The organism is Acidovorax sp. Root568, assembly GCF_001427445.1.
Classification (GTDB): Bacteria; Pseudomonadota; Gammaproteobacteria; order Burkholderiales; family Burkholderiaceae_C; genus Acidovorax; species Acidovorax delafieldii.
In genome coordinates this window covers 254,508-279,623 of sequence record NZ_LMGP01000010.1, presented here as the reverse complement: position 1 = coordinate 279,623, position 25,116 = coordinate 254,508, and the positions used below count along the sequence as shown (strand labels likewise).

The following is a 25,116-nucleotide window of genomic DNA, read 5'->3' as shown; positions in this document are numbered from 1 at the left end:
TTGCGGGTTAGGCAGTCATTACCCAGCCGCGTGTGGTGTTGAGGTACACAAGCCGGAAGGGCAAGGTGTCCACGTCGATGTCCATGTCTTCGGCTTTGTCCATGATGTTTTTGCCGTTCCGCGCCACTTTTTGGCCGGTCACAGCAGCGCCTGGCGGGACAAATCCCACCCAATCGCCTGGAGCTGGTGTCGGCGGCAACGTGACGATGTACGCCCCGGCAGACGGCATGGCATACGTTGCAAAGGGCACTGCCGTAACACTGGCAGATACAGGCAAAAGCGCGCCTACAGGGGATCGGTCCACAAGCAACCAGTTCACAGTGTCGGCTGCGGGATCGGTCGCCCCCGCCCCGGCGCCCATGCGCCGATAGGTGAGGTAAGTGGTGGGCGACCACACGATCTGCCCGTCCGCGTAAGCCGTACCGCTGACCCACTTGGTAGCGTTGGCATGCATGGACGCTGCTGTGGCAGCGGCAATCGCATCAAGCCGCGCAGCCAACGCTGTGGCTGCGTTGCTGGCGATGCCTGTGACCTGGGCGGCAATCCATACAACGATGGCGTTGACCTCCGTGATGAAGGTGGCCAGCGCCGCGAAGAAGTTGAACGACTTCGCAGAAAACGTGGCCCGGTCATCCGTGGGCGCAGGCGCTGCGGGCAGCGTGGTGATGGTTGGATCTGGCATCAGATAGTCCCCAGTAGTTCAATGGAAAGGGCCGAGAACGTGGGCCGGTCCAGCACCACGTCCGCGTTCTCAAAAATGCCGACGATCACCAGCGATTCGTAGTCGCGCGAGACCACGTACAGGCAGATGTCGGCGTCGATTTCATCCAGGAAGTCGAGCAGCGGGTCCACCTCGGACTTGCGCAACCGCAGCTCGAAGCTGGAGCGCTTGGCCGAAGGGCGCTTGACCAAAGTGAGGTCGCCGTACTTGTTGGCCTCGCGGGTGCTGTAGATCTGGCGGCCGACGCGCACGCCGCCATCCACACCGCCCGCATCGCCCCAGGCGCGCGGCGCGCCAAACATGAGCAGCCCCAACGCAAGCGCCGGGCCGCCCACCAGGTCCACATGCAGCTTGGCGTTGCGGAAGCTGGGCAAGTCGGTCCACAGCGTGATCGACTGCCCACCGGACCACTCGCCAAAAGCCCATTCCCAGGGATCGGGCTGGATCGGCAACGGGCCGGGGTACAAGGTTTTGTCATACACCGTGCCGTAGGTCGGATCGATCAGCCGCACGCGGATGGACGTGCAGTTGACCAGGTTGAGCGCAGCCACCATGGGCACTGCAACACCGGGCGCAAACACGTAGCTGATGCCAGAGGCCTGCGTGGTGCGGCTGGAGTTGCTTTTGTCAAAGCAGCGCCACCGATTGGTGGCCCGCACACGCACCCACTTGTCGGGGTTGGTCGTAGGGTCCGCCCCCACGTTGCCAGCCACCTGGCTCTCATACACGCTGTGGGTGGACAGCACCTGCACCATCGCCCCAGCGGCGTATGTGGTGCCAGCGGCCCAGGCGGAGTATTCCGTCTCGGCCACTGTGCTGGAGAACAGCATGGTGTCGGTCACCTCAAGGGCTTTGAGGATCAAGAACTGACTCATTCGATTTGCTCCCTCAAGAAGCCATAGCCGTCAAGGTTTCGATGCGGCCCAGCGTGCGATTGATGTCCAGCAGGCGCCCCTGCGTGGCCACCTGGTCCTGATCCCCATCACTGCGCCAATCCGCAAGGTCTTTGCGCAGGCCTTTGATTTCCACCAGCAGCGGAGAATCAGCGCCCCCGGCCAGCCCGGCATTGCTGACGGGCATGACCATGGTGGGCGTGTTGCCAGCGGCGGAGCTGTTGCCCGATGGCATGGCCAGGATCTGCGGCACGGCATCCGTGGTGGTGCTGCCCAGGCCAAGCAGCTTGAGCGTCTCCTCCAGGCTGCCTGCCAGCCAGCCGCGCGTGCGGGCCAGGTCCACGGCGTTGACCGCCGTGAGCTTGGACGCCGACTCGATAGCACGGCTCAGCTCCGGCAGCTTGGCCAGGGCGTCCTGGTCGCCTGCCCGGGCCTGGGCGGTGGCGATGCTGAACTGAGCCAGCAGCACCTCACGGTTTTGCGGGGAGTCGTCCACCATCAGGCCACGCAGGCGCTTGACCTCGCTCTCGATGCTCTCGCCCAAGGACTCCAGGGCCTTTTGCAGATCCTGAGCAGCAGAGGCTGGGCCCGAGAATGAGCCAGGGCTCACAAAGTCCCCGCCCCCACCACCCCAGGCGCCCCCAGCCTCATACGCAACACCAGCCACACCGCCGACCAGGTCGCCGATGGTGCCGATCATTCCGATGATTTCGGGGTCAGTCAGGATCGTCGTCCAGGCCGCAATGCTGGCCCGCGCCTGGTCGATGACCGACGACACAATGGCCCCCGCAGCAGCACCGCCCGCTGCCACCGCGCTACCACCTGCAGCACCGCCCGCAGCCACGGCGCCGCCGCCAGCAGCGCCACCAGCAGCGACTGCGCTACCACCGGTAACGCCACCCGCAGCTACCGCCGCACCGGCGGTAGCCCCTCCCGCTGTCATGGCTGCGCTCGATGTCGTCGCCGCAGCAATCATGCTGTCCACCATGGGCTGGATCGCACCCATGATGAGGCCCGAGAGGCTTGACGTCATAGCATCATTGATGCTGCTGAAGATCATGTCCTCAAAGCCTTGCTTGGCGTTGGCCTGGGCCTCTTCCGCGCTGCTGGCTGTCTCAAGGGCTCGGTCCAGCACACCCTTGATGCTGTCGGCAGAGATGTCGAACGCATCGGCCAATGTCATCACCTGGGGGGTGATGTCAGCAAATGCGCCAGCCACACCCAGCAGCACTGCCACGGTCTCAGCACCGGCCTCACCCATCGCCAAGGCGGCTTCGACCATGGCCCGGAACTCCTCACGGGTCCGGGGCATTTCGAGGCCCACCTCGGCCAGGGCATCACGCACCTGGCGCGTTTTGGCGGCAGTGCGCTCCGACTCGGTGTAGTAGTTCTCGTAGTAGCTCGCCAGGTTGGCTTGCAACTTGTCAAACCCGCCCGATGCCTCGGCAATGGCCGAGGCAGCATCGAACGCCATGTCGGCGAACTCTTCCAGGCCCATCAGCTTCAGCGCTGCGCGGAAGTTCTCCACGCCCACGATCTGCTCATTGATGGCCACCAGCAGAGCATTGGCCGCTTCGTCGGTCAGCGCCTCGGCGTCCACGTCCTTGATCTTGTCCTTGATCGACTGTGGGATGTCCTCCACAGACTGCAAGGCCTGGATCGTGGACTGCTTGAGATCGAGCGCAAAGTCAGCCAGCGCCTGCTTGAAGTCCGGGCTGTTGGTGCTGAACTTTTCGTACAGCGTGCCCGCGTAGTTGTCCCCTGCCCCACTCTCGCCAAACGATGCGCCGTTGGACAGCCTGCCGCCCGCGAACACACCGCCACGGCCCTTTCCGGAGGTCTCCAGCCCGGCCGAGAACTGCGTGAGCGTGGCCGTGCTGCCCAGGGCCTTGAGCATGGCATTGATGCCCGAGGCCGTACCCGCCACCGCATCGCGGATGGCCTGCTCGTTGCTCAGTGGGTCGCCTTCCAGGCGGTAGGCCTGGCCGTTGACCAGCGCATCGCGCCGCCCGCCCGAGAAGTCGCGGTCGTACTGCTGGCCCTGGTACGTGTAGGTCTGGCCGCGCCGGTTGTTGGTGACCTCGCCATTGATCGCCACGCCAAACTGGCCGCCGTAGCGGGTCTCGCCCTTGGTGGCATTGGCCAGCATGGTGATGGCCGCAATGGCGCCCCCAAGGATGGGGATGGCATTGGCACCCAGAAAGGCCCCCAGCCCGGCACCCGCCGCAGATCCGCCACCCGCCAAGGCGGCGCCCGAGGCCGCAGCCGCTGCACTGCCAGTGCCCAGGCCAAGCGCTCCCCCAATGGCAGCATTGCCAGCAGCCCCCCCAAAGATGGAGCCCACGCCGCTGCCAATCCAGCCTGCAACGGCCGACCCTGCAGAGCCCAATGCCCCCAGGATGGAGCCACCACCGCCCAGCAGGTTGCCGCCCAGGCCCAGTGCAGACAGGCCGCTGCTCACCGCGCCGCTGATCAGCCCCGAGATGGGGTTGATGATGAAGCTGATGATGGGCCGCAGCACGAGGGTCTTGAACATGTTGACCAGCGTGTCGCGCAGGTTCTGCGCAAAGCTCTTGCCGCTTTCAAAGCCGCGCAGCAATGCGTCGGTGAGGCTTTGATTGATGCTGTCGGCAGTGCGCTGCCACTCACCCAGCACCGCCTTGTTGGCGGCATTGTTGGCCTCCACCACGGCATTGGCCTGGGCCTTGGCCCGCAGCTCGGCACGCTTGGCTTCGGCCTCGGGGCCTTCGCCCAGGTTGATTTTTTCGATCTCGGCCAGCTCCTTGGCCAGACGCACCTCGGCCTGGCGCTGCGCGATGATCTTGTCCCGCTCGACTTGCGAGCGGCCGATGAGGGAGATCTGCAGCTCCAGCGTGGCGGTCTCTTCTGCAGCAGCGCGGCCCGCTTCGTCCAGCTTTTGGGACTTCTGCAGGAACTCAGCCTGTTGCAGGGCCTTAACGAAGCGCTCTTGCGCCTCCGTTTTGGCTGTCAGGGCGGCAACGTAGGCCGGTGCAAAGCGGTCGGACGAATCGGCCTCGGCCTGCTGCAGCTTGAGCTGGGCCAGGGTGGCCTGCTCGACGGCCGTCTTGCTCTTGCCCATGTTGGCGTTGACGGACTCTTGCGCCACTGCCTGCTCCAGGGTGGAGCTGGCCTGTTTGCGCACAGCGTCAATCTGGCTATTGAGCGCTGCCTCGGATTCCTTCAGAGCCTTGATGCGCGCCTGCTCTGCAACCACCTGGCGCTCCACAGCCACCTGCCCTTGCGCCTCGGCCAGGGCCTTTTCTTTCTGGGCGCGGGCGGTGCCGGTGATGGAGGTTTTCAGCTCTTCCTGGATCTTGATGACCAGCTTTTCGCTCTCGGTCATCTTTTCTGCTTCGGCGCCATGGGTGCGCAGCAGCTCCAGGTAGCGCTCCAGCTCAATGGTGCGGGCGCGGATCTGCGCCACTTCGTTTTCGCCAGTGCCAGCAGAGCCGGTCTCCTTGAACTGGTCGCGGATGCCCTTCTCACCACGGGCCACGGCCGCAGGCGTGAGCCGCTCGGAGTTGGGGTTCACGGCCCGCAGGTCGGCCATCTGCTTACGGTAGTCCTCCAGCGCCTTGTTGAGCTGTTGCTGCTTGCTCAGGCCCTTGTCCTGGGCCTTTTGCAAGGCTTCGGCTGCGGCAATGCCGTCTTTCTCGGCCTGGGTGCGCAGGGCTTGCGCCTCGGCACCACGCTTCATCACGCGCTCTTGCTCGGTGAGCAGGGCGATCTCCTGCCGGAGGCTGTCGATGCCCTTTTGGCGAGAGGCGCGCATGGCCTCGTTGTCCACCGCCAGCGGCGTGTTGACGCGCTGATCCAGCGCGGCGCGGGCAGCGTTGAGCTTGTCGGTGAGCGTGTCCGCACGGCCGACGTTGAGCATGGCATCCCAGCCAGCCTTGGCGGCGTCCGCCACCGCGCGCCAGCCGCGCTCGATGTAGCCGAGCTGGCCCTGCATGGTGGCGGCCACGTTGGCCATGGCGCGGTCGTACGCCTGCTGGGCCACGGCAGCCGCCTCCAGCACGCGGCCCTGCTCTTGCAGAGCGACGATCTGCTCGTACACGGAAGCGGTCAGGAAGCCATAGCTTTCATTGAGCTTCTTGGAGGCCTCCACGGGTGCTTTGCCCAGCTCGGCAAAGTCCTTGACGGTGTCCTTGATGGCCACACCAGCGGTGCGCTCCAGTTGCACCGCAGTGGTGGCGAACTGTTCCAGGTTTTCTTGCGCCACGCGGCCGGTGGACACCAGCTGCGCCAGCGTGTCCGCTGCATCGCTTTGCGTGCCCACCGTGGTGCTGATGCGCGCCGCCATGGTCTGCAGTTGCGCAGCGGTGGTGCCAGCCGCATTGCCGGTCATGGCAATGGCGCGGTTATAGCCGTCAGCCTCGGCACTGCCTTGCTTGTACGCAATGGCCAGGGCCACGGCCGCAGCGGCAGCGATGGTAAGGGGGCTGATGAGGCCGACCACGTAGCCGCCCAAGGCCTTGGCGGCATTGCCCACGCCACCAAACATGTCCTTGAGCTGCCCGCCCTGCTGCAGCAGCACGGTGAGGGGCGCCTGGCCAGCCTGCAAGCTGACGATGATGTCGGTGAACTGTGCAGGCACCTGACGCAGGGCCGCAGCCGTCTGTGCGGCAGAGATCCCCATCTTGTCGAGGGAACCCGTGGCAATGCGCTGCGCGGCCTCGGCCTGCTTCAGCTCGGCAATGTACGGCGCGAACTTGCCCGCATCCAGGCCCTTGGCCGCAATGTTGAACTCCAGCTTCTCGCTGGCGGTCTTGCCCAGCAGCTGCAGCTCTTGGGTGGACTTCTGGATGGCATCGCGCATGCGCGCTTCGGAGCGCGTGAACCGCTCGGCGCTTTTTTCAGCACCTGCGCCAATGCCGTCAACGGCCTGGCCCGCCTTGCCAGCAGCACCGGCCACTTCATTGGCCATCTGCGTGGCTTTGTCAGCCACGCGGTCGAACGCGCCCTCTGCTTTCTCGGCGGTAACGACGACTTCGCCTTGGATCTGCAGGTCGGACATGGCTCACCCAGAAATGAAAAAGGGCCTGCCGAGGAAGGCAGGCCCCAAAAGAAAAGCCACCCGGTGGGTGGCTGCTATGGATCGGTAGATCGGTTTTCGCTGAACTGTTCCAGTGCTGCCGCTTCCATTACTTGCAAGTCGGCGAACATCAGGCCCCACTCGGTGGTGCTGAGTCCCATGCGGTCAAGCGATGGATAGACAGCCTCATACCGCAAACCGGTGGGGCCGCCGAACCCCACGAACCACTGCGTGCGAAGGCGCTGGAAAAGATCAAAGGCGGGCCAGTTCTCTGGCCACACCTCGATCTCCACCTCTTGCGATATGGCCGCCACAGCAGCCAAGAACGGGTTGGCTTCGTTCTTGCGCTGCTTTCGATAAAGGGCGGCAGCGGCGGCTCTTAGTTTCCCAGGCGGCCTTCAACAATGGCCATCCGGTAGGCCTCCATGATTGCCGATGCAGCCCCCGGGTATTCGTTGCTGAGCTGCTCTACGGCGGAGAGGCTGAGGTCTACGTCCAGGTTCCACGCGTCGAGCACATCCATGATGTATTGAGCGTTCTGCCCACCCGTTTTTTCAAACAGGGAGGCCATGGAAAACTTCTCGTCGTCGGGCTTGGTTTTAGGGCCTGCGGCCTCCACCATACGGTCGAGAAATTCTCCGAACTCCTTACGGGTTCGGTACTTGAACGTGCACTCGATGGCACCCTCGCCCCCTTCGATACGGGGGAACTTGACGATGCGTTTGAACGATTTTGGGCGGTCGCCCAGCTTGATTTTGGACATGGGTTTCTTTCTTCGCAGGGTTGCAGAAAAGGCCCGTGCGCACCCCGGCCGTCCCTGCGAAGGAACGAACCGGGATGCGTCGGTGCGGGGGATGGGCTTGCGCCCGGGGATCAGTACGAGACGGCGCGGCCGAGGAGCGACATCGCGGCGTCCACGGCGTTGACCTGGTTGCTGTTGAGCTTGGGCATCTCAGACACGGCCAGGTAGCCGTAGCCGTAAGTGCGAGCGCCCCCGGCAATCACTTGCTTGAACGCCACCTTGCGCAGCGCGCGGGTGATGTTGAGCATCGTTTGATAGGCGGGCAAACTGGCGTCGTGCGCCATCGAAATGGTCACGGTGGTGGCATTGAAGCCGGTGGGCGCCTTGATCGCATTGCGCTTGGCCAGCAGCTGCACGTCGGTGAAGCGTGGGTCGCCGCCAGAGCCGGAGATGGTCAGCACCTGGGGGATGGCGGTGAAGCCGCTGATCTTCTGGGCAGTACCCGTGTTAGAGCCAGCCGGAAAGAAGTTGGTGTCAGACGCATCCAAGCCGAGGATTTTGAAGCTGTTGGCGTCAATCACTTCGACCTCGAAAACCGTGTCGGTCGCGTCCTCCCACAGCGATGTGAGCAAGATGGGGTCGCCAGTCGTGTAACCGTGGGCTGTGGAAGTTGCTACAACCGGATTCGCATTGGTCATCGCAGAGATGACTTTTGCGGCGGCAAAGGTTTGCGAGAACTGCTGCGAGGAGCCTTCAGGGAAAAAGAGTGCCATGGTGGGCCTTTCAGAAATGAAAAAACCCGCCGAAGCGGGTTGGAAGTGACGCCCTATCCGGGCAACGAAAAGGCCCCGCCGGTTTGCGCCGGAGGGGCCTTGCGGGGTGGGCTGGTAGGCCCGTATACGGTGGTGAGAGCGCTACCTGCCGCTCCACAGGGAAAAGCGCTGCATCGCCCCGTAGCGGGTCTGCACAGGGTCAACCTCGGGCATGGCCAGAGGTTCACCTTGCGACCGCGCGATGAAGGCGGGCGACAGGCGGAGTGCGTCCTCGATCTGGCGGATCAGCGCCATGCTTTCCAGCGAGCGAGCGCTCCATACATTGATCTGCATGTAGCTGTTGCGCTTGTCGCCAGGGGTGTTGTCCAGGAACACCAGCGAGACGCCGCCGATATGCTGATACGTGGCGTAAGGCATGGCGGTATCAGGTGGCGCAATGCCCGGGTACACACGTGTGCACACGGTTTGCAGAAGGGAAGTGAGGTCCGATTCCATGCTCATTTTTTTGTCACCTCTTCGATGTAACGGGCCTTGATTGCTTCGCGCACTTCGGCACGCGTCTCAACCACGGCCCTAAAAACGAACGGATCTGCAGGCGCCCGGCTGGTACCGTTGTGAACCATGAAGCCATAGGGCGCTTCGTCTTTGTTCCAGCTGACGTGATAGGTGCTCACGTCCTTGTAGCTTTTCTCTTTGCTGAACACCTGATAGATGGCATCGCGCAGGTTGCCCGGTGCGTACGGCCCGTACTTCTTACCGCGAATGGTGAAGTAGTGCTCCTCTGCCGACACCGGGGCATTGATGCGCGCCCGGTCGTAGATGATCTGGACGCCAGCCTGGGCAGCGGGCCGCGTGGCCCTCTGCAAGACGCCCAGCTCGGCCCGCAGCTGCTCCTTGAAGCGATCCACGCCCATGCGAATGCTCATGCCCATCAGGTGGCCACCTCGCAGGCCAGGTCCAAGTGCTTTTTGTCCACCGTGTCGGGCAGCACCGCCTTAATGTTGTAGGTGACCCCGCCGCACACCACGCGCATGGCAGCGGTGATATCGGTGCGGTACCGCGTGCGGATGGACACCTTGCGGATGGACATCTCGGCATCAGCCCTGACGGTCTCCAGCCCGGCGGCGCCCCGGATGTCGGCCCAGAACTTTTTGAACGGTACCCAGCCTGTCACCGGCTGCCCCACTTCGTCCTGGCCTTCGGCGGGCGCCTCCACCGTGCAGTAGTGCTTGTACTTTCCGGGGTCCATGTCAAACGCTCCAGATCTTGTACGTGTCGAGCAAGCCGTCCGCGAACTCCTGCGGCAGCGCGGGGCGCTCCGCGCTGCGGCCCCGGTTTTCGTACAGGTCGGTCAGGGCCAGCTTGATCCACTGCACGATGGGCTTGGGCACCGCTTCGGCCGTGGCGCCGTAGCCCGCCTTGTATTGCACCTGCACCGCGCCAGGCCGCTGCCGGGTGGCAGGCCAGCCGGTGCCGTAGGCGGGCATCAGCAGGCCGGGCTCGGCCGTGGGGTCCAGCTCGCAGGCAGCGGGGTCCAGCGTGGTGAAAGTGCCATCGGGCGCCAGGTACTTGACCCACAGGACCGAGAGCACGGGCGGCTTGATCAGCTCGATGTGGCCGCCGCAGCGCGGGAAAGCGTCCATGGTGCGCAACCAGGTGGTGTCGATCAGCGTGCGTTGCAGCCGGTCCTCCGCTGCCTGGCGCGCCACGGTGATCAGGCTGGTGATCAGCAGATCGTTGTGGGTTTCGTCCTGCTCTTCGCGCAGGTGGGCCTTGGCCTCGTCCAGCGTGATGGGCTCGGTGGTGGCGTCGGTGACTTTGATGGTGGGCATGGTGGTTCCGCCTTTGGCTTGCGCCCGCCGCCCAGGAAAGGACGGCAGGCGCAAGGCGAAGGGAGATCAGGTCTTCTTCTGGTTCTGCGGCAGGGCTGCGGCGTAGGCCACGGCGGCCTTGTCGTCGTCGGCGTCGCCCGCCTTCACCAGCGCTTTGGCAACGTCGCTGGGCAGCTCCACCAGGTCATTGGGCTTGCCGTGTTCGTTGCCGACCAGCAGGCGCACGCGCATGGCCTTAGTAGCCTTGGCGGGCGGTGGTTCAGCCAGCTTGGCCTGACCATCGGCGATCAGCTTGTCGGCCACGTCGTCGGGAGCGTCAAACGACGCACCGAACGGGATCTCGGCCTGATCGGCCGCAACAGTGGCAGCAGCGATCACGGCAAGGGCAATCAGGGATTTGCTCATGGGAGTCTTTCGGAGATGAGGTTGCAGTGCCCCGCCAGCTGGCGCCAACGGGGAACATTCCGCTATCGATCAGCCAGGCCGATCAGGTTGCGGAGTGCTGGTACAGCTTGGTGGCGTTGGTGTCCGTCAGGTTGCCGCCCGCGCGCGCCCAGGCCAGGAATCCGATCTGGCCCTTTTTGATGTACGCGCTGTCTTCAAAGCGGAACATCGTCAGCTCCATGGCGTCACGCACCGTGTACTTGCTGTGATCGCCGAAGCTGATGCTCTTTGCGTTGGCGGCGGGCGCTGGCATGTGGTTGTTGATCTCCACGGGGTAGCCGAGCAGCAGATCGGGGGTCTTGGCGCTGATGCCTTCGTCATACGCTGGCGTCCAGATGGGACGGCCGGCCGTGTCCTTGATCTTGCGCACCGTGCGACGGACGATCTGACTGAACATCCACTTGAACGCCTCCGATTGGTACGCCTCATCGATGGAATCCACCAAGTCCACCAAGTCGTCGTAGGTGACGGTGGTGGTCTGGCCCGTAGCGCCTGTCTTGCCGACGCCAGCAGCCACGGTAAGCCCGAATGGCTGGCTAGTGCCGGTGCCCGTAGTGAACAGGCGGTTCTGGATGCGGCCGATGCGCTCGCGCAGACGGCGATTGACCAGGCCAACCACGTCCACAGAGCTGTCCTGCAGCAGCTCGAAAGGAATGGTCACCACCTTGGAGCTGAACTTATAGGTGTTCAGCGGCACGGTGGAGAAGCCAACGTCCAGGTCCGTTGCAGTAGCGTTCTCACCGATGATTTCACCCTCCTCGGTGGTGCCATCGGTTGCGGGAAACGACAGCGCAGCACCATTGCCGGTAACCAGGCGCTCGGCCACACGGCGCATGGCGCCGAAGTCCTTGAGGGCTTCGATGAGCGTGCTGGCCACGATGGGCTGCACGGTGTAGCCACCTTCGGAGCCCGTGGTGGTGCTCATGGTGTTGCGGATGGCTTGCACTTCCTCGGGCGTGAGGCGGTTGCTCATCTTGCGCAGGAACGTTTCGTAAGCGGCCACCGCTTCGTTCTTGGCGCCCTCAGCGTCCTTCTTCTTCGGCACGTTGCGGAAGCTGTTCTCCGCTTCGTTGTCCAGCATGCGCTGGTGGGCCTCAATCTGACGCTCAAGGCGCTCGGCTTCATCAGCCTTGTTGTCGAAATCGGCCTGCTCCTCCTTGGTCCAGGTGGCGGAGCCCTTGTTTTCGAGGAGGTTGCGGGCGTCTTTCTTGACAGCGGCCAGGCGCTCCCGCAGTTGTTGGATGGTCATGGTGAGCCTTTCGTAGTTGACCAAAAAGAAAAGCCCCCAGGGCTTGCGCCTTGGGGGCCGGTACGCAGCGCGGAAGCGCTAGGCGTTGGTGTCCAGCAGCCGCAGACGGCGCCGGTTGTTCTCGATGACTGCCTGCACGTCAATCTCAGGCTCTGGCGGCTTGGGCGGTTCCAGCAGGGCCTTTGGGGCGTTGTTGTAGGCGCTCAGATTCCAACTGATGTTGGCGAGGTTGTTGGGTGCATCCACCAAGCGAGATGTGACACGCTGTGCGAATCCGTTGGCGACGGACTCATCAGCGGTGAACCAGGTCTCAGCATCCATCCATTGCTGGATCTGCTCGGGCGTCTGCTTGGTGGCGGCCACGTACACGTCCACGATGGACTTCTCCACCATGGTGATCACATCGGCAACGCTGCGCAAATCGTTGTCAGTGCCGTAGGCTGCGCCCTGTGCCTTGTGGATCATCATGAAGGCGCCGTCAGCGATCTCCACTTCGTTGGCGGCCAGCGCGATCCAACTGGCAGCGCTGGCAGCAACAGCATCGACCTGGGCGATGATCTTGCCGCCGCTGGCGATGTACTCGCGCATGGCAGTCACGATGGCTTTGGCCTCCATCACATCCCCACCTGGGCTCTTGATGCGCATCCGCAGAGTGCCACCTGGCCCGGCCTGCGACAAGGCACGGATCACGTCCATGGCGCTTACGCCCCAATCGCCCCCGTCATAGATCACGTCGTACAGGTAGAACACGTGTTCGCCGGTCTTTTCGTTCTTCACCACGTTGAGCGGTGCGCGCGGCACCAGGCTATTGGTACGCAGCAGGTTGAGTAGTTGCTTCATGGTGCCGGGTCTCCGGGTTTAGGGTTGGGCGGCGCGCCGCCTGTGTCGGGCGCCTTGCCTGCGGTATCGGGGCGAAAAGGCTTGGCAGCATCTCCACCGAAAGGCCGCAAGTTCTTTCGGGCGCGCACTTCGTCCACCGCCATCCAGCCGGGGCCGCTGCCCGGACCGCCGATGGCTGCACGGTAATAGTCGCCCTGGGCCTTGCTGTTGGCTTCCATCCAGGACTCGCGGTCAAACTCCAGGTAGAGCCCTGCGCGGCGGAACAACTTTCGGTTCAGCTCCTGCTCCATGCGGGTCAGGTGCTGGCTGAGCGTGTACGCCAGGAAAGCGCGGTTCTGCTCTTCCAGGCCGCTACCCCAACTGGTGGAGCCCGAGGCGTCTCCGATCAGATGGGGCGGCACGCCAAAGGCGCGAGCAATGTCCGTCACTTGGAACTTGCGGGCTTCCAGCAGCTGGGCGTCCTGCGCGTTGATCGTGACGGGCCTGGCCGTGATGCCGTTGGTGAGGACCAAGGGCAGCCGATGAGCGTTGTCCAGCCCCGAATACTTGTTGGCGTAGGCCGTCTGCAGGTTGGTGATGGCGTCATCCTTCATGGCGCCGGGCACCTCCAGCACGATGCTGTGATGTGAGCCGCCCCTGAAAAACCGCCCGGCGTATTCATCCATCGCCGCAGCGTTGCCGGTTGCATTGCGTGCCGCGTACTGCAGGGTGCTCATGGCCCGCTGGCCATCAAAGCCGAAATTCGGAAAATGCAGGATGTCATCCTGGTCGGCGCCGTAGGTGCGCACGTCGTGCACGTCGTAGCGCAGGCGGCTTGTGCCGCCCTCTTCCACCCTGCGCGGGCTCACGGCCTCCCACGGCAGTGGAATCAGTTCGCTGACCGTGCCGGAGCGTTTGCGGCCAATGAAACAGAAGCCACTCTCGCGCAGCAGCATGTTGGCCGTCATCAGCTCCCACATGCTCGCGCTGGTGAACCTGGCTGACGGCTCTTCGTTCAGCAGCCACCAGAACGGGTGATCAATCACCTCCTCGCGGCCGCCCTGGACTCGCTTGTAGATCTTGACCGGCATGGAGGAGATGGCGCCCCCGATGCGCGTGACGCAGGCGTACACCGCCGACACGCGCATGCCAGTCTCCGGCGTGATCGCAATACCCGATGCCGAGGCGAAGCCACCGCCCAGCAGCAGCTCCACCACGCGCGGGTCACTGCTGACGATGGTCTCGCTGGAGCCGTTGGCCGCATTGCTGATGGCGCGCTGCGCCTCTTGCTGCGCCCGCCACTCGGTCAGAATGCGCGAGCCAGGCGTGGCGGCCTTGGCCTGCACGTCGTTCCAGGTGGTCATAGCAGTACAAAGCCTTCCTCAATGATGTTGCTCGGCTCGTTGGCCAGCGCGCGGCCGAGAGCCATCAGCATCGACAGCACGCCGTCGATCTTGTTTTCGTCGCGCTCTTTGGTGGGCTGCATCAGCTCGTTGAACTTCGACTTCTTGACCACCAGGTTGCTGACCATCCAGGCCACCACTGGGTTGCCTTCGTGCTGCAGCTGGCCCTCTAGCACCAGGTTCTCCACCTGGATCAGCGCCGGGGTGAAGAACATGGCGCGCTGTGCGATCTCGACCAGCGGCAGGCCTTCCTCAATCAGCTTGCCGACGAAGTACATGGACAGCGCCGGGTCGAAAGCGATCTCCTGCACGTCGAAGCGGCGGCAGTAGGTGCGCATGTCATCCGCGATGCAATCGAAGTCGGTGAGTGCTCCGTCAGTCACCACCACATAGCCCTGCCGTGCCCAGCCTGCCAGGTGGGCGTTGCCGCTCTCCTGCACTGCCAGCTCGTTCAAGTACAGACGTGTGCACACGTTCCACACGGTGACGGGAACATGCAGGCCATCAGGGCCAGGTCGCAGCACTTCGGACTGCCATGCGAGCGTGAGCGCTGCAAAGTCCTTTTTCTGCGCGAGGTCCAGGCCCATGTAGAGCTTGGACCCGTCCGGGATGGCTGCAATGCTCAGGTCATCTGCAGCGCATTTCTCCCAGGCCCGCATGTCCATCCATGGGCTTTCACCGCTGACCCACACGTTCAGGCGCTTGGTCAGGAAGTTGGACAGCGCGCTGGGCATGGCCATGGCCTTGCTGGCCTGGGCCTGCAGCTCATCGAGCTGGACCGACTTGCCCAGGTTTGGGTTGGCCTTGATCCACACCGCTGGGTCGAAGTGGTCATCACCATCGTCCAGCGTGTAGATGATGCCGAACACCCGTTCATCCTGAACCACTCGGTCCAGGATCTTGGTGACGTGCGTGCGCCGCTCGTAGCAGATGCCGCTGCGGTCGGTGCCCGCCGTGGTGATGGTCCACAACAGCGACTGCTCACGCGCGCCGCGCGCGCTGTCGATCACGTCATACACAGCCCGTGTCTTGTGCGCGTGCAGCTCATCAAGCAGCGCAAAGTGCACGTTCAGGCCGTCCAGCGTGCTGCCTTCGGCGGCCAGCGGCGCGGCCTTGCTGCTGGTGTGGGCCACTGTCAGGCTGTGCTGCATGATGGCCACGCCCAGGTGGGTGCGCAGGCCGGGCGAGCGCTCGGCCATGGCCTTGGCATCATCGAACACGATGCGCGCCTGGTCGCGGGTGGTGGCCGCCGTGTAGCACTCGGCCCCGTGCTCACCATCTGCGGACAGCATGAAGAGCAGCAGGCCGGAGCCCTTGGCGCTCTTTCCGTTCTTGCGGGCTTCTTCCTCGTAGGCCTCCAGGAACCGGCGCAGCCGCGTTTCGTGATGCACCCACCCGAAGACGGTGGTGAGGATGAAGCACTGCCAGGGCTCAAGGTGCAGTAAGCGCCCTTCGCGTGCCCACTTCCCCTTGATGTGCGGCAGCAGCTCAATGAATGCGCACGGGCGCGACGCCCGCTCGGCATCGAACACCCAGGGCCAGTCTTCACCGGGCTCGCGTGCAAGGTCATCCACCTGGCGTTGCACTGCCAGGCGGACCCATTTGCAGGTGGGGATCGTGCCGCCGAGAACGTCGCGCATGTATTGATGCGCGCGCTCGACGTATTCGGTCATCGATTCGGATTGGTGAACATAGCGAAGCCCTGGGGCCGCGCCTGGGGTTTGTCTTCAATGCCGGGCAGCGTAGGCTGCACGTAGTTGCTGGCCTGGACACGGCCACGGGCGGCAGGGCTGAGGCCGAAGTGCATCAGGTAGCGGTTGAGCTGCTCGCGCTGCGACTTGATCAGCTGCACGATCACGCTTTGCTGGGCGTAGCCAGAGGGGGTTACCGAGTAGCTGACTTCATAGACCGCGTCGGGGTAGTCCATGCCCGCATCGACCTTGGCCTGCACCTTGCCGTTGAAGGAAGTCTCCAGCTCGGCAAGCCGCCCAGCGGCCTGGCAGTACAGGCCCAGCGCGGAACGATCCAGGCCGCTGATCAGGCCCAGCTCTTCCAGCAAGGGCGTGATCCGCTTCCATTCCTTTTTGGCTTCGAGACCCAGGTGCTTGGGCGGGCTCGGGATCTCGATTCGCGGATTGACCCCTGCAGCCAGATCCAGTGAGCGCTTTCCCGCGTTCCCTTCCAACAGTTTCAGGGCCGCAGGCTTCGGCAGTGGACCACGTGAACCAGACATATCAACCTCCTACTGCCCCAGGCGGGGATACCCCCCCTCCCAAAACCTGCGCACGTAAAAATTTGGGGAACCGGTCGGTTTCCAGGCCAAAGACTCCAAAGTTCAGACCACCCCCTCCCCCTCGGGCCGGGCGCTTGGGCTGGGGTCAGCCGTCGCGGTAGTTGCCCCAGGCGCGGCGCACACCGCGCGCCGTCTCGGCTTTGGTCTTCTTGCCGTGGCAGTCGGAGCAGATCGACTGCTCGTTCGTCGTGTCATCGGCACCGCCCTCGGCAAGCGGGATGCGGTGATCGCGGATGGTGGCGAGCGTCACGCGCCCTTCCTCCCCGCATGGCTCACACAACGGCTTGCGCTTGAACAGATCAGCGCGCATAGCCTGTAGCCTGCGGCCGGTGATGCGCTTGATTTCTTTTGCTGCTGGCGCCCATGACTTCTTCGGATGCTTAGGGCAGCGGCTCGTTCCGTCACGCACTAACACACCGCACCCGGGGTGAGTGCAGGGCCTTGGAGCGGCATAAGTCATCAGAGGCGGATGATGTGAAATACGATCTGTAGTCAACCAACAATCGCTGGAGGGAAATGGTGTCAACGCCTGATAGTAAAGAAACAGTGCCGCAACTAGCTGGCGAGTCTTTGCCCGAGACCGCATCTGACGCGACACTCAGCACACTTCTGTGGACCATAGGATCAGCTGTCGCCATATGTGCGATCCTAGTGATCGGCGCGTACCTCTTCGTGTTCAGAGGTGGGCTTGCCCCTCCAACGCATGAGGCGTGGGGTCAGTTCGGCGACTACTTTGGTGGCCTACTCAATCCAGTGGTGGGTATGGCCACAGTAGTGCTAGTCATTCTTTCTATCAACATGCAAAGGATGGAACTTCGCAACTCACTGGCAGAACTGAAAAACGCCAATGCAGCAACAGCCCTTATGAGCTTTGAACAGTCGCTCTTCGCTTGGCTATCGAACTATCGGGATCTTGTTCAGTCCGTACACGCGGCTAACGCGCAGGGAAGATACGCGCTTACTTCCTTGTATGAGGCGACCCTCGATTTTCCCGTTGTCTACGCGCACAAAACCCGCAGCAATGTAGATTCGCCCATCTTCAAAGCGCAGGTTGCAATCTACGCCAGCCTAATAGATTGGAAAGACGAGGCTTCCCTCACAAATCTCGACAGCTTGGTGTTCGTAGCGCGCACCGAATATTCAAAAATGTACGAGAATTTTCAAACAGAGCTGGATGCTTTACCTCGCACCATTTTCAGATTGCTTCGATGGATCGAAACCAGCCCACTCACACTGGAACAGAAGTGGCACTATGCAGCCCTAGTTAGAGCGCAGCTATCTTGGACTGAGCTTGCGCTGCTCTTCTACAACTGTTACAGCACCCATGGAGAGCAATTTGCTGCAATCGCAAACAGATTTGCTTTATTTGACAACCTGAATCCCGGCAAAGATGTACTGATAAAGCACATAAGACTAAGACCAGATCGTGAAATAGCAGCGCCACTCAAACCTCAAGCCTTCAGCTCTGACTTAGCGAAAGCAGCCATGGGTCTCGCTCAGCAAAAAGCCCCGACAAGCTAATCACTCGCCGGGGTTCCCACTCGATGCATTGCGGGTGGAGGCGCAATACACACACAGTGACTGAAATGTACCCAAAAGGTCTAAGGAGCAGAACTCGATTTCGCGTCTATAGCGCCTTGGCTTTTGCATCGGATACGCGGCCCGCAATCCGCCGCCGCTCCAGTTCCTCGGCCCGCGCCTCCAGCCAGGCGGCAATGGCGTGGTCAGCCTGCTCCAGCTGCGCTTTGATGGTGGACGGCGCCCGCTGCATACGCTGCGCCGTGGCGCTGATGCCCAGGTCTTTCAGGTAGATGCACTCCAGCGTCAAGAACAGATGGCCCTTGCCCAGCTTCAGCGCGCGCACCGCCTCATCCGTCAGCGCCGCCTCCTCATCCTCCACCGGGATGGCCACATGGTTGTATGACCCACGTGACCACACCTCACTGGCAAGCACCGACCGAGTAGCGAAGCCACGCCCGCCACTGGCGCCGCGCGATGACCAGATGGCCCAGTTCTCCAGCCGCCGCTGGATGTGCTTAAGCCGCGCCATACTGCCGCGCCTCATCGTCGGTCATCGGGAAAATGCACACGTGTGCACAGCCAAAACGCACCAGGAACTGCGCCAACTGAGCCATGCGCGGGTCCGTCTGCCCGAATGGCGTGCCAACCACATGCCCGGCCTCGAAAGCATAGAAGCACCCCGGCTGCCCAGCCAGGCCCCGCCGTACCAGCGTGAACGCCTCATTGCCGATCACCTGGGCCTTGTCTTGAATGGTTGCGTACACATTGGGCATGGCGGTCTTGATGGTGTGCAGACCCGCATTCACCGCACCACGCCGCTCATCAGGTATCACTGCGGCCCCTTGCTGCGGATTCGAAACTGGCAGGGTGTCCATACTGTCCATCCTTTTCTATAGAGATCATGGGTAAGTGGCGAGCACCCGCGCGAGGGCGTGCGCACCTGCGCCCCTGCCTGCGCCTGCCCGCACCGTATGCAAGCGGTGCGCAGCCTGCCCAGGCCTTGGGCAATGCAGCGGCCTCAACCCCCAAAATCAGGGGGAAGTAGGTAGCTGGTGATGTCCATGCAAACGCGTGGACACCGTGGACACATGGACACCTACGACATAGGCGCGTGGCAGGCCATCCCCGCCACTGCACCGCACGCCGGGCGTCTTGCGCCCCGGACTTGCACCGTGGCGCGAATCACGCCTCCAACACGGTGAGCGATGCAGCGCGTTTCAGGCACTGCGTGAGTGAGGTAGGCCAAAGCCTCAGAAGGGCGCACTGTCGTCGTCCTCCATACGCTTCAGCTGCGCCGCTGCGGGCGTCAGGGGTGGTGGTGGCGATGGCACCGCTGGCGCTGGTGCACCTGCCTGCTCATCGTCGTCATCCGTGATCTGATCCAGGCCAACCGGCGCATCGTTGCGCGGCCATCCCTCGGGCCGGTGATAGCGCCATATGCGCACCCCGCCTATCATCTTTTTCTGGTGCTCCCAGCCCTGGTGCTTCAGCCAGGCCGACACCTGCTGCTGCAGGCCGTTGGGCGCCTTCGCCACATCCACGCCCAGTGCCTGCACCAGCTGCGCCAGCGTCACGTAGGGCGCCTCTGCATGCACAAAGCTCGACGGACCCGTGGCATTGGGGTTTGGCTTACGGGTCAGGACCGCCAGCAGCTCAGACTCCACCGCTGTCTCCACCAGGCGACTCTCCTGCATCGGCTGAAACAGGCGGTCTTCCTCTTCCTTGGACGGCGTGTACCGCTCATCCTGCAGATAGCGGGCATAGGCCTCGGCCAGCAGCTGGTGGCGGTACTTCGCCACCCACTCGGTGTTGATCACATTGCGCACCGGCACCGGCCAGAACCGCCGATTGCCCGTGCGGTCGCGCAGATAGGTGTCTTCATTGGTCGTGCCCACCAGCACACACTGGCGCGGGAACGACTCCGGGATCTTCCCGTACGCAACCCGATAGCGATCCACCTTCGAGCTGACGAACGCCTTGATGTCCGCCACCTCTGACTTGCTCATACCCGCCAGCTCGGCCACCTCATACAACCAGATGCCCTGCACCTGCTCCTGCCCGTCATGGCCGTGGCCAATGTCAAACTTGGTGTCGCTGTAAAACTCCGTGCTGGCCAGCACCTCCACCAGGGTGGACTTGCGCAACCCGCCCGCGCCCTCCAACACCGGCATGTAGTCAAACTTGCAGCCCGGCTCCATCACCCGGCGCACCATGCCCAGCAGCCAGAACCGGCCCACCAGGCGCAAATACTCCAGCAGGTGCTGCTTACGCTGCAGCGACTCGGGCGACTCACCCAGCGCATACACCAGCCAGCCATCCACGCGGGGCTTGTTGTCCCACTCCTGGGCCTGCAACCACTCACGCACCGGGTGAAACCGGTTCTTGCTGGCCACGGTCTTGATGCCCTCTTCCAGCGCCGCCATGCTCACCGATGGCAGGCCCCAGGTGTTGGACATCCAATCCCCCAGCAGCAGCGAATCGGAATCCTTCAGCTCCCCCGGCTTGCTGTTCGGCCAAGGAAAGGCCCGGCGACGGGCGATGGTGTTGCGCAGCTCGTCATAGGCCACGATGCCCTGCAACTCCGGCGCCTTTTCCAGCGCCGCAATCACCGTCTTGCGCGAAATGTTCCAGCGCTGCTTCTCGCGGTCGTAGTACCAGCTAAGCCATTCCGGCACCAGGCGTGACCCGCACTTGACCAGGTCCGCGTCCGCCGAATTGCCATCTCCATCGCCATCGCCAGAATCCGTGCCCTCGGTGCCAACGGGGCTATCGATTTTTTTGGCCGCAGGCGCCGCCGCTGCAGGCTTGTCACCCGGCTTGTCCAGGTACGCCACCGCCTGCCCAAAGAAGGCCTGCACACGTTCAAACGTCCAGCCGTCCGTCTCTATCGCGTTCTTGCAGTCCCAGCCATCCGGCAGCACACCCGGCTGCTCGATGGGCAACAGGCTCACAGTGCAGCCATGCTCATCACGCAACAGCGCAAGAATGCCCCGCTGCGCCTTCATGCCGGGCTGGTCCACGTAGGCCAGATACGGCTTGGAATCCTTCAGCGCCTGCAGCGCCAGCTCGTACTGGGGCAGGTCACGCACATCAGCGTCATCCGCCAGCTGCAGCTGCTCGCGCACCTGTGCATCCAGCCCCTTGCGCTCCGCTGCTGTGGGTTGCTCCCGCTTGCTGTCACAGTCAGGCCAGCCCAGCACCGTGCAGCCCGCCAGCCAGGCCCAATCGGCCTTCTGCCAGGCTTTGCAGCCACCCGGCCAGCCCGCCACGTGGTACACCCCAGGCGCACCAGCATCCATCAGCGCCTGCAGCACATCGCCTTTGCGCTCGCCCTCCACCAGGACGACCGTGCGGCCAGCTGGCGACGTGCCCGATGGAAAGTACAGCGGACGCGGCTCCTCCCACTGCTTCCAGTGCCATCGCGCGCCGCCCTTGGACTCGCTCTCACACCAAGTGCGCGCAATGTCATCCTTGCCGCCGTCACTGGTCCTGAAGCGCACCACGTAGCCGAAGAGCGCCCCATCGCGCCAGTATTCCGACACGTGCACGATGTCAGCATCCGTGCGGTGCTGGTGCTTGAAATTCACCTTGGGCGCGTACCCCGGAACGGGCGCAATGGCTCGCCAGCTTTCCCGATCAGACACAGGCTTAGGCGGTGGCGCTGGCCGTGGCTCACGCACGGGTGGCGCCTTGCCCTCGGCCGTCATCACCACGCCAGCCACTTGCTCCAGGCCCAGCTGTCGAGCCAGCTCCACGCAGGCCTTCGCCATGGTCAGCTGGTGAATCTTGGCGTACAGGCTCAGCAAATCAGCGCCAGCTTCTTCGCTTGCAAAGTCTGCCCACTGGCCCGTATTCAGGTTGACCGAGCAGCTGCCGCCCTTGCCACCCGCCAGCGACCCGCACACGTATTCATGCCCGCGACGAACACCACCCGGCAGCCACTGGGGCACCAGGTCATCCGCCATGGGGAGCAGCGCATCAGCCAGCGCCGTGTAGTTCAAAGGAGGAAGAGGTGCTCGGCTCAAACAGCAGCCCCTGCGCGCACGCTACAAAACCCGGCGTCTCCACCACCGGCGGCATTCTGTTTCAGGGTCATAGGGTGTCAGCCGCCCCATGCCCGCAGCACGCTGCTCAAGTCCACAAACCCATCATCCTGACCATCAACCAGGGCAGCAGGCACATACTCGGCCACCGGGCGGTTGCGGTATTCCACGCGGCGCTCGCGTGCAATGCGCACCTGCCCTGCCCTGCTCATGTGCTTGACCGTATGGGTCGCCGCCTTCAGGCCCACGCAGGCCACAGCAGCCATCTCGCGCAGGGTCGGGCCGCGTTCAGGCGTAGCCAACTGGGTGCAGGCATTGAACAGCGCCTGGCGCACTTCACCAGCGGGCCGCATTACTTGCCCTCCCACTTGGCCATCGTGCGGTCGTGCTTGGCCTGCATCATCTGCAGCAGCACCTGCCCCGCTCCCACCAGCTCAGCCCACTTCGCCTGAATGTCGCGCAGCTCGCGGGTGCTGATCTCGTTGTCCTTGTCGGCGTCGGTTACCGTGGTCACCACCTCGGCCAGGTCGCGCATCAGCTCGGCCACCGCTGCGGCCGTCACCTCATCCAGGCCGTGGCCGTGGGGCGGCAAGGCCAGCAGCGTGCAGCCCACTGCCTCGGCCACCCGCGTGGGGTACTCCAGGCAATGCTGCGTGCCAGCGTCCACGCACATGGCCGCAATCTCGGCCGCATCCACCGCACCCAGCTTGTACTGGGGCGCCGCCCGCAACTCCTTCTCCAGGGTGCTAGGGCTCTTGCCCAGCCGCGCCGCCACGGCTTCCAAGCCACCAGGGTAGTGGCGCACCGAGCGCCGCACCGAATCAAGGATGTCCATCTGCTCCACCTATCCAAACGCTAAAGACACACACCGGCACGCAGCAAGACACTGCAGCCATGACGAAGAAAAAGCGCCCCACCACACCACCGCACGAAGCCCTGCGCACCTGCCCGCGCGCAAGACACCAACAGGGAGGGAGGAGTGACCCGGCAGCGCTGCTGCGGGCGTGGAGGGGCAGAAAACAGGGGAGGCCCGTATGCACGGGCATGGCTACGCATGCGATGCCTCCTGCTCAGGAGGCGGGGCGGTGTCGGTGGGCGAAGAGCGCAGATCCGGCCAGATGCGTTCACAGCTTTCCGGCCAGTACTGCCTGCGTGAAAAGGCCCCATTCGTGAACGACTCCATCGCCGCGCCGTGCTCTGTTGGCACCGGCCTTTTCCCCGAAGCCATCTTGCTCACAAACGAAGGCGGAACGCGCAGGTGTGCAGCGAGCTTCTGCCCTCGCCCGCTTTCCTGGGACAGCCATGACTTAAGTGACGGAAGTGACATGGCGGCCATTTTATTACCCATTGGGAAAGCGTCAAGATATCCCTTTGGAAAATTCCCCGATTACCCAGCAGGCGGAAGAATTCCGACCATGCAAACAGTCCATGACACACGACGCGCTCGACTGTCGATACTGCTGGACAAGCACAAGACGTTCGCGGCACTCAACGAAGCACTTGAATGGCCGCGCACGGACTCACGCCTATCCCGCATCAAAAATGCGAACGTCCGAACCGACCGAGAGGGCAAGGTGTTCAACATGGGCGATGCCATCGCCCGCGAAATCGAAAAGAAGCTGAACCTTGAAGAAGGCTGGATGGACACCCCACCCACCTACTTCGAGCTGCATGGCCTGGAAGACCCGCGCGCAAAAGTCCTGGAGCTGATGGAACACATGCCACAGTCCGAATGGGCTACTGTCGTGCGGTTAGTAGATGCAATTGCGCAACCGCCGGCCCCCGCCAACGGAACCACCGGCAAGCCCAGCTAAAGCACCGAGTAACGATCCCTACTACTGAAAGATTGATTCATGAAGAAGACGCTGGCAGCGCTCTCGCTGATTGCACTTTCTGGCACAGCCCTGGCGGCCGGTGCCTTTGACGGCATCTACGCCGCAACCGCAGGCACCGTGGGCTACCTCACCGTTCACCAAACCGGCTCTTCCATGATTGCTGGCTCCTACGCCTTTGCGCGGTCCGATGGAACCATCCGCTTCACCTACTCCGGCAGCAGCGTTACCCCTCCAGTGATCGGCGTGTGGGATGTCTTTGGCGGCACCATCAGCGAGGCCACAGCACTGCTCAAGGGCGACATGTTCAACGGCGCTTGCGAAACCACCTGGGAGCTCATCTTTGAAGGCGACACCATCAAGACCCGCGTGGCGGCAATCACCCCCACCGCGCTAGGCGCCCAACAGCAGTTCGCCTGCTCCCGAGTGCTCCCTATAAACACCCTGGCGCAGTTCAAGAAGGTCTTTTAGAACTTGACACCCCAGCAAAAAGCCCCTCTAGAGGGGCTTTTTTGTTACCCATAGTTGAATCTTTACAGATCACCTTCCAATTAAAATTACCCATTGGGTATTTACATTAAATATCCCAATGGGTAATATTTGCCTCGTCCATCACACGACGAGGCCGAAATGCAAACCCAAACCCCCAGTGCACACGTGTGCACACCACTTCACAGCCTAGAGGCTGCTGAGCGCTTCATTGCTGGCTTTGAAGACGACAAAGACCAGGACGTGGGCCAACTGCTTGCCGACATTCGCACAGCGCTGACCGGCCCAATTAGCGGCGCTCTGGCGATTGCACCCAAGTCGTATCGCACGCTCACGCCGACGTACAGCGACGGCTTTGAATGGGCCTCGACTTGTGAGGCCGGCTGGTACCGCATGCGCACCCAGCGCAAATATGGCTGGCGCCACGAGCCCTTGCTCACGTTTGTGAAGGCCAGCCACTGGGACCACACAGGCCGCATATGGGAGTGTGCATACCCCGCCGTAACGGACGACTTTGGCAACCTCGTGGAAGTCAATGCCCGAGGTGCCACAGCATGAGCAGCGCCATCGCCCATCCGGCCCAGGATGCCGAGAAGACATGCACACGCTGCAGTGAGGCTTGGCCCGCAGACACCGAGTTCTTTCGGCTGCAGAACAAGGCAGGCCACCCCGCAAGGCTGGCCCCGTGGTGCCGCGCTTGCGAAGCCGACTACCAGCGTGAACGGCGCAGTGTGGATGCAAGAGGTGTCGCAGCATGACCGCCCACCGCCTCTACACCGCCCTGCGCCGCATCCTCGGCCCCTGCACATCTTTCCGTCTCTCGCGCGCGCTGACAGCGCTGGGAGCCCGCCCATGAGCGCCCCCATCCAGCTCATCCGCCTGCGCACCCGCCGCACCCGGCACCACGCGCTGCGCATCGCGGTACGCATTGGAATGCTGGCACTCTGCTTTGCCGTGGGCCTCACGGTGTGCGCCCTGGTGTATCCACACCTCCCCCGCTGGTAGA

The 25,116-nt window shown here is 63.2% G+C and carries 27 protein-coding genes; 5 read left to right on the top strand and 22 right to left on the bottom strand.

Going from position 1 to position 25,116, the window contains the following annotated elements; genetic code table 11:
• Positions 1-7 precede the first annotated feature (7 nt).
• From ASD75_RS07850 to ASD75_RS24055, 17 genes are all read right to left on the bottom strand, one after another.
• On the bottom strand, positions 8-682 hold the full coding sequence (locus ASD75_RS07850; protein ID WP_056744530.1) for a hypothetical protein: 675 nt from the start codon (positions 680-682) through the stop codon (positions 8-10).
• Entirely contained in the window at positions 682-1,596 is a 915-nt protein-coding gene (locus ASD75_RS07845; protein WP_056744528.1) for a hypothetical protein, read from the bottom strand. Before ASD75_RS07845 ends, ASD75_RS07850 begins: the two co-directional genes overlap by 1 nt.
• Before the next feature lie 13 nt (positions 1,597-1,609).
• Positions 1,610-6,652: a phage tail length tape measure family protein gene (locus tag ASD75_RS07840; RefSeq protein WP_056744526.1), complete on the bottom strand. Its 5,043-nt coding sequence runs from the start codon at positions 6,650-6,652 to the stop codon at positions 1,610-1,612.
• A 74-nt stretch (positions 6,653-6,726) separates the two neighbouring features.
• Entirely contained in the window at positions 6,727-6,984 is a 258-nt protein-coding gene (locus ASD75_RS07835; protein WP_235511572.1) for a DUF1799 domain-containing protein, read from the bottom strand.
• A gap of 65 nt (positions 6,985-7,049) precedes the next feature.
• The gene (locus tag ASD75_RS07830; RefSeq protein ID WP_056744522.1) at positions 7,050-7,433 is read right to left on the bottom strand and encodes a phage tail assembly chaperone; all 384 of its coding nucleotides are present in this window, start codon (positions 7,431-7,433) and stop codon (positions 7,050-7,052) included.
• 110 nt (positions 7,434-7,543) lie between these two features.
• Positions 7,544-8,185 carry a phage tail tube protein gene (locus tag ASD75_RS07825; protein ID WP_056744520.1) on the bottom strand — a complete coding sequence of 214 codons (642 nt, stop codon included), beginning with the start codon at positions 8,183-8,185 and terminating at the stop codon, positions 7,544-7,546.
• A 141-nt stretch (positions 8,186-8,326) separates the two neighbouring features.
• Complete coding sequence (locus ASD75_RS07820; RefSeq protein WP_082564942.1) at positions 8,327-8,686, bottom strand: DUF3168 domain-containing protein; 360 nt, start codon at positions 8,684-8,686, stop codon at positions 8,327-8,329.
• Positions 8,683-9,111, bottom strand: a complete 429-nt coding sequence (locus tag ASD75_RS07815) for an HK97-gp10 family putative phage morphogenesis protein (protein WP_162251086.1) — start codon at positions 9,109-9,111, stop codon at positions 8,683-8,685. The genes ASD75_RS07820 and ASD75_RS07815 overlap by 4 nt, the downstream gene beginning before the upstream one ends.
• Before the next feature lie 5 nt (positions 9,112-9,116).
• A complete protein-coding gene (locus ASD75_RS07810; protein ID WP_056744514.1) occupies positions 9,117-9,434 on the bottom strand; it encodes a phage head closure protein in 318 nt (105 codons plus the stop codon).
• A 1-nt stretch (position 9,435) separates the two neighbouring features.
• Entirely contained in the window at positions 9,436-10,017 is a 582-nt protein-coding gene (locus ASD75_RS07805) for a phage head-tail connector protein (protein ID WP_056744513.1), read from the bottom strand.
• Positions 10,018-10,083: 66 nt separating this feature from the next.
• Entirely contained in the window at positions 10,084-10,422 is a 339-nt protein-coding gene (locus tag ASD75_RS07800; protein ID WP_056744511.1) for a hypothetical protein, read from the bottom strand.
• Between the two features lie 82 nt (positions 10,423-10,504).
• On the bottom strand, positions 10,505-11,710 hold the full coding sequence (locus ASD75_RS07795) for a phage major capsid protein (RefSeq protein WP_056745128.1): 1,206 nt from the start codon (positions 11,708-11,710) through the stop codon (positions 10,505-10,507).
• Positions 11,711-11,788: 78 nt separating this feature from the next.
• On the bottom strand, positions 11,789-12,550 hold the full coding sequence (locus tag ASD75_RS07790) for a head maturation protease, ClpP-related (RefSeq protein ID WP_056744509.1): 762 nt from the start codon (positions 12,548-12,550) through the stop codon (positions 11,789-11,791).
• Positions 12,547-13,893, bottom strand: coding sequence for a phage portal protein (locus ASD75_RS07785; RefSeq protein ID WP_056744507.1), 1,347 nt, complete (start codon positions 13,891-13,893; stop codon positions 12,547-12,549). The genes ASD75_RS07790 and ASD75_RS07785 overlap by 4 nt, the downstream gene beginning before the upstream one ends.
• Positions 13,890-15,605 (bottom strand): terminase large subunit, encoded by a 1,716-nt coding sequence (locus tag ASD75_RS07780; RefSeq protein WP_056744505.1) that lies wholly within the window; start codon positions 15,603-15,605, stop codon positions 13,890-13,892. Before ASD75_RS07780 ends, ASD75_RS07785 begins: the two co-directional genes overlap by 4 nt.
• Positions 15,602-16,165 (bottom strand): phage terminase small subunit P27 family, encoded by a 564-nt coding sequence (locus tag ASD75_RS07775; RefSeq protein WP_082564941.1) that lies wholly within the window; start codon positions 16,163-16,165, stop codon positions 15,602-15,604. The genes ASD75_RS07780 and ASD75_RS07775 overlap by 4 nt, the downstream gene beginning before the upstream one ends.
• A 145-nt stretch (positions 16,166-16,310) precedes the next feature.
• Positions 16,311-16,535 (bottom strand): HNH endonuclease signature motif containing protein, encoded by a 225-nt coding sequence (locus ASD75_RS24055; RefSeq protein WP_235511571.1) that lies wholly within the window; start codon positions 16,533-16,535, stop codon positions 16,311-16,313.
• 209 nt (positions 16,536-16,744) lie between these two features.
• Between ASD75_RS24055 and ASD75_RS07765 the strand changes: the two genes are divergently transcribed.
• A complete protein-coding gene (locus ASD75_RS07765) occupies positions 16,745-17,746 on the top strand; it encodes a putative phage abortive infection protein (RefSeq protein ID WP_235511570.1) in 1,002 nt (333 codons plus the stop codon).
• Positions 17,747-17,852: 106 nt separating this feature from the next.
• Here the strand turns inward: ASD75_RS07765 and ASD75_RS07760 are convergent, their stop codons facing one another.
• The 5 genes from ASD75_RS07760 to ASD75_RS07740 form a co-directional block, all read right to left on the bottom strand.
• Positions 17,853-18,290, bottom strand: coding sequence for a hypothetical protein (locus ASD75_RS07760; protein WP_235511569.1), 438 nt, complete (start codon positions 18,288-18,290; stop codon positions 17,853-17,855).
• A complete protein-coding gene (locus ASD75_RS07755) occupies positions 18,262-18,621 on the bottom strand; it encodes a hypothetical protein (protein ID WP_235511568.1) in 360 nt (119 codons plus the stop codon). Before ASD75_RS07755 ends, ASD75_RS07760 begins: the two co-directional genes overlap by 29 nt.
• A 375-nt stretch (positions 18,622-18,996) precedes the next feature.
• Positions 18,997-21,747, bottom strand: coding sequence for a VapE domain-containing protein (locus ASD75_RS07750; protein ID WP_056744494.1), 2,751 nt, complete (start codon positions 21,745-21,747; stop codon positions 18,997-18,999).
• A gap of 101 nt (positions 21,748-21,848) precedes the next feature.
• Positions 21,849-22,142 (bottom strand): hypothetical protein, encoded by a 294-nt coding sequence (locus ASD75_RS07745; protein WP_056744492.1) that lies wholly within the window; start codon positions 22,140-22,142, stop codon positions 21,849-21,851.
• Positions 22,142-22,624, bottom strand: coding sequence for a phage regulatory CII family protein (locus tag ASD75_RS07740; protein WP_056744490.1), 483 nt, complete (start codon positions 22,622-22,624; stop codon positions 22,142-22,144). Before ASD75_RS07740 ends, ASD75_RS07745 begins: the two co-directional genes overlap by 1 nt.
• A 334-nt stretch (positions 22,625-22,958) precedes the next feature.
• Between ASD75_RS07740 and ASD75_RS24050 the strand changes: the two genes are divergently transcribed.
• The 4 genes from ASD75_RS24050 (at position 22,959) to ASD75_RS23640 (ending at position 25,115) form a co-directional block, all read left to right on the top strand.
• Positions 22,959-23,603 (top strand): hypothetical protein, encoded by a 645-nt coding sequence (locus tag ASD75_RS24050; protein WP_235511567.1) that lies wholly within the window; start codon positions 22,959-22,961, stop codon positions 23,601-23,603.
• A gap of 39 nt (positions 23,604-23,642) precedes the next feature.
• Positions 23,643-24,092, top strand: coding sequence for a hypothetical protein (locus ASD75_RS07730; protein ID WP_056744486.1), 450 nt, complete (start codon positions 23,643-23,645; stop codon positions 24,090-24,092).
• A 159-nt stretch (positions 24,093-24,251) separates the two neighbouring features.
• Positions 24,252-24,668, top strand: coding sequence for a hypothetical protein (locus ASD75_RS07725; RefSeq protein ID WP_056744484.1), 417 nt, complete (start codon positions 24,252-24,254; stop codon positions 24,666-24,668).
• A gap of 294 nt (positions 24,669-24,962) precedes the next feature.
• Entirely contained in the window at positions 24,963-25,115 is a 153-nt protein-coding gene (locus ASD75_RS23640) for a hypothetical protein (RefSeq protein ID WP_156400964.1), read from the top strand.
• Position 25,116: the final 1 nt, after the last annotated feature.

Coding starts and splice junctions, on each gene's coding strand:
- ASD75_RS07730 (WP_056744486.1), top strand. CDS start 23,643: ATGAAGAAGACGCTGGCAGCGCTCTCGCTGATTGCACTTTCTGGCACA.
- ASD75_RS07800 (WP_056744511.1), bottom strand. CDS start 10,422: ATGAGCAAATCCCTGATTGCCCTTGCCGTGATCGCTGCTGCCACTGTT.
- ASD75_RS07780 (WP_056744505.1), bottom strand. CDS start 15,605: ATGACCGAATACGTCGAGCGCGCGCATCAATACATGCGCGACGTTCTC.
- ASD75_RS07850 (WP_056744530.1), bottom strand. CDS start 682: ATGCCAGATCCAACCATCACCACGCTGCCCGCAGCGCCTGCGCCCACG.
- ASD75_RS07825 (WP_056744520.1), bottom strand. CDS start 8,185: ATGGCACTCTTTTTCCCTGAAGGCTCCTCGCAGCAGTTCTCGCAAACC.
- ASD75_RS07785 (WP_056744507.1), bottom strand. CDS start 13,893: ATGACCACCTGGAACGACGTGCAGGCCAAGGCCGCCACGCCTGGCTCG.
- ASD75_RS07845 (WP_056744528.1), bottom strand. CDS start 1,596: ATGAGTCAGTTCTTGATCCTCAAAGCCCTTGAGGTGACCGACACCATG.
- ASD75_RS07805 (WP_056744513.1), bottom strand. CDS start 10,017: ATGCCCACCATCAAAGTCACCGACGCCACCACCGAGCCCATCACGCTG.
- ASD75_RS07775 (WP_082564941.1), bottom strand. CDS start 16,165: ATGTCTGGTTCACGTGGTCCACTGCCGAAGCCTGCGGCCCTGAAACTG.
- ASD75_RS07790 (WP_056744509.1), bottom strand. CDS start 12,550: ATGAAGCAACTACTCAACCTGCTGCGTACCAATAGCCTGGTGCCGCGC.
- ASD75_RS07810 (WP_056744514.1), bottom strand. CDS start 9,434: ATGGACCCCGGAAAGTACAAGCACTACTGCACGGTGGAGGCGCCCGCC.
- ASD75_RS07745 (WP_056744492.1), bottom strand. CDS start 22,142: ATGCGGCCCGCTGGTGAAGTGCGCCAGGCGCTGTTCAATGCCTGCACC.
- ASD75_RS07815 (WP_162251086.1), bottom strand. CDS start 9,111: ATGAGCATTCGCATGGGCGTGGATCGCTTCAAGGAGCAGCTGCGGGCC.
- ASD75_RS07760 (WP_235511569.1), bottom strand. CDS start 18,290: ATGAGGCGCGGCAGTATGGCGCGGCTTAAGCACATCCAGCGGCGGCTG.
- ASD75_RS23640 (WP_156400964.1), top strand. CDS start 24,963: ATGAGCGCCCCCATCCAGCTCATCCGCCTGCGCACCCGCCGCACCCGG.
- ASD75_RS24055 (WP_235511571.1), bottom strand. CDS start 16,535: ATGCGCGCTGATCTGTTCAAGCGCAAGCCGTTGTGTGAGCCATGCGGG.
- ASD75_RS07820 (WP_082564942.1), bottom strand. CDS start 8,686: ATGAGCATGGAATCGGACCTCACTTCCCTTCTGCAAACCGTGTGCACA.
- ASD75_RS07840 (WP_056744526.1), bottom strand. CDS start 6,652: ATGTCCGACCTGCAGATCCAAGGCGAAGTCGTCGTTACCGCCGAGAAA.
- ASD75_RS07725 (WP_056744484.1), top strand. CDS start 24,252: ATGCAAACCCAAACCCCCAGTGCACACGTGTGCACACCACTTCACAGC.
- ASD75_RS07795 (WP_056745128.1), bottom strand. CDS start 11,710: ATGACCATCCAACAACTGCGGGAGCGCCTGGCCGCTGTCAAGAAAGAC.
- ASD75_RS07740 (WP_056744490.1), bottom strand. CDS start 22,624: ATGGACATCCTTGATTCGGTGCGGCGCTCGGTGCGCCACTACCCTGGT.
- ASD75_RS07755 (WP_235511568.1), bottom strand. CDS start 18,621: ATGGACACCCTGCCAGTTTCGAATCCGCAGCAAGGGGCCGCAGTGATA.
- ASD75_RS07830 (WP_056744522.1), bottom strand. CDS start 7,433: ATGTCCAAAATCAAGCTGGGCGACCGCCCAAAATCGTTCAAACGCATC.